Genomic DNA, 2682 nt, shown 5'->3' with positions numbered 1-2682 from the left:
GGTTACTGGAGTACCATCTTGTTTTTCGATTACAAACGGATCACTACCTTGAGCAACTGAGAATAGTTTTCTATCGTCATTCCCATTTAGAAATCCAGTAACTCCAATTAGCTTAGCGGTGTAGTCTTGATTAATTCCGTCATTACTGATAACTGCTGATGCAGTGAATGAATTATCATTTTGGCTAACATTATTTACATCAAAACTAATCGCATTACTAAAGTCATTTAGTGTTAGTGAATCAATAGTTTTTTCAAGTGGAATATCGGTATTTAAAACTAGCATTTTATCAATGATTGGCGATTGACTATTAGCTACTGATTGAGCTAGTAATTTTTCTCCGTCACTAGTGATAGATTTGTTTTCATATTTCATTTTTAGCCTCCTTATATATCAAAGTATTTAACTAAACTAACTGCTGAACCCACGTACATAGGCATATCGATAGCCACTGAGAAACCAATCTGATTAACTCGATATCCACCTGCTGTTGAATGTTGTAACTCTTTGACTAGTTCAGGTATCAAATTAGCATGTTGAACTTTAGAAATATCGATATCTTTAATCGTTAAAGTATTGGCATCTCCACCATTATCGATGCCATTTTTAATGGTTCTAGCATTGACCATGCGAACATCTTCAGGCTTGCAACCTAGCAGATTAGCAGTAATATTGAGCAAATCTTTAAAAGTTCCTTTAGAACGACTAGAAAGTAGATGTGATTTAAGTAAAAAACGATAAGTTTCATCATCTAAGTTGTTCCTAAACAATGAATAATTATCGCCTTTATCGTCAAGTTCTAAGCCATGTGCATAGTTAATATCATGCGCTTTATCTTGTTCATCTAGATTTTGTCTAGAAGTGAAGTAAGTGGAATCGATAAATTTAATTAGCTTATCAAAATTGCTGCATTTAGTAATATTGAAGCCGTTCATTTTTTCGATATTACTTTTATGATAGTCATAGTAATTTTGACCAATCTGCAAAGTATCGTTGTCATTAACCATGTATATCCACCTCGATATTTTCGTTATGGGTAACAGCAAATGACACATTGTCTAGTTGTAAATCACTATCAGACCAATCTTTATCATCATATTTTATTTGAATGGAATTGACCTTTTTAACCCCAATTAGTTGGTATAAGTTCACATTCAATTTATTAAGAATGATTTCGTCACCCATTTCAAAGGTAGCAAGATAGTCTTGGACTGATTGCTTAACGGCATCAACATCAAAACCAGAAGTCACATCAATATCAAGTTTGAAACTAATGGTCTTTTGAACAGCACGATCAAAGTTAACCGTCACAATGTTGTTAAAAATATTTACATCATATGATTGCTTACCTACAGTGGTTGCACCACCTGCCAACACATCTGCTAATTTATTAGCAATTGCAATATCATTACCACCCACAACATAGATATGAATAGTATTAGGTGGGTTCCCATGGGAATCTGTTTCTTTGGATTGATTGTTCTGTACAGTCACGCCGCTTACACCATCAACATTAATAAGCGCTGTTCTAATACCACCAGTCGTAGGACCTTCAGGCGAGTTTTGATTAATAGCGCCACGATTTCTAAAATCATAGTCCGATTCTTCATCAGCGCCACCAGTAGCAGCACTAGGATTAGTAACTGTTTCGATTTCATCAACTGGGTTAGCCTGATTGATGATAGTATTGGCATCAACATTGGTATAACCTGCCATTTCGGTAGAATGAACTGATACAACAGCATTCCCATTATTATCTATTTGTGTGTCTAAATCAGATAGAAAAGAATCACCATTATCTGTCATAAATTCAGTATTGGCTGGAATTAAATAGCCAGGTTTCCCAGTTATTTGTAAGTCAGCTTGAGCATATTGTGCTTGATGGCGTTGAATTCCTATTTGTGTTGCTAATCTGTCTAATGCCACGCCAGTTGCACTATTCCAAAATGAATTATCGTATGCATCTTGAGCAGCATTATCATTTTCTAGTTCTAAATCAGTTAGCAATTGAGCCATTCTACCCATGGGACTACCTGATGAAACATCAGTATCAGCACCAAATAATTGTTGTACTTTTTGCTTACTTTTTGCTAGTGCATCATCTGGATTAAGTGATACCCAACCATCTTCAGTTAATGGCATCTGCTCTCAACTCCTTTCTGAAATCTAGTGTGCCTAGAGTAGTATTAACGATAATATAGAAGTCCACCGTATGATTTTCGTTATCATAAGATGGACTAACTTTAATTACATCTATTACCCTTTTATCTTGTTTTAAAGCTAAGTTTACAGTTGATATTGCTGCATTTTCATCATAACCACCGATTAACCAGGAAGTATCCATAGTCATTAAGATAAAATCAAGTGTCTGTTTAATCTCATCTAGGCCAGATATTTCTACTGGACCATTAGGACCAAGATATAAATCACCATCAGTGGTATAAAGTAAATCTTTGGCCAATAACTAATCACCTCCTTTAAAGTCGTCTTTGCGAGCATAACGACCTAAGATAACTGCAAAATCAGCAGAATGAGTTCTTTCAGTATCGACATTGTATAAATCCTTTTTAAAATACATATCGTCATGATCCAAACTGCCCACAACCACTACATCATCTTTTTTATAATCTAGCTTGTTATCCTTAATTTCTTCCTTACTAAGTTTTTTATAGTTCGGTGTGA

5 protein-coding genes are annotated in these 2682 nt (G+C 34.8%); all 5 read right to left on the bottom strand.

The features are described from left to right. On the bottom strand, window positions 1-375 hold a 375-nt coding region (locus tag C7N71_RS07950; RefSeq protein WP_157944401.1), incomplete at its 3' end, for a hypothetical protein. Window positions 376-386: 11 nt separating this feature from the next. Next, the gene (locus C7N71_RS07945) at window positions 387-1007 is read right to left on the bottom strand and encodes a hypothetical protein (protein ID WP_105988557.1); all 621 of its coding nucleotides are present in this window, start codon (window positions 1005-1007) and stop codon (window positions 387-389) included. Beyond that, window positions 1000-2142, bottom strand: a complete 1143-nt coding sequence (locus C7N71_RS07940; RefSeq protein WP_105988556.1) for a baseplate J/gp47 family protein — start codon at window positions 2140-2142, stop codon at window positions 1000-1002. Before C7N71_RS07940 ends, C7N71_RS07945 begins: the two co-directional genes overlap by 8 nt. Beyond that, on the bottom strand, window positions 2129-2461 hold the full coding sequence (locus C7N71_RS07935; RefSeq protein WP_105988555.1) for a hypothetical protein: 333 nt from the start codon (window positions 2459-2461) through the stop codon (window positions 2129-2131). Before C7N71_RS07935 ends, C7N71_RS07940 begins: the two co-directional genes overlap by 14 nt. Window positions 2462-2464: 3 nt before the next feature. Further along, window positions 2465-2682 (bottom strand): hypothetical protein (locus C7N71_RS07930; protein WP_157944400.1); only part of this gene is annotated, 218 nt, incomplete at its 5' end.

It is taken from the genome of Apilactobacillus timberlakei (assembly GCF_002993965.1).
In the GTDB taxonomy this organism is placed as follows: domain Bacteria; phylum Bacillota; class Bacilli; order Lactobacillales; family Lactobacillaceae; genus Apilactobacillus; species Apilactobacillus timberlakei.
This window is presented reverse-complemented; position numbering and strand designations above follow the sequence as displayed.

Coding starts and splice junctions, on each gene's coding strand:
- C7N71_RS07940 (WP_105988556.1), bottom strand. CDS start 2,142: ATGCCATTAACTGAAGATGGTTGGGTATCACTTAATCCAGATGATGCA.
- C7N71_RS07945 (WP_105988557.1), bottom strand. CDS start 1,007: ATGGTTAATGACAACGATACTTTGCAGATTGGTCAAAATTACTATGAC.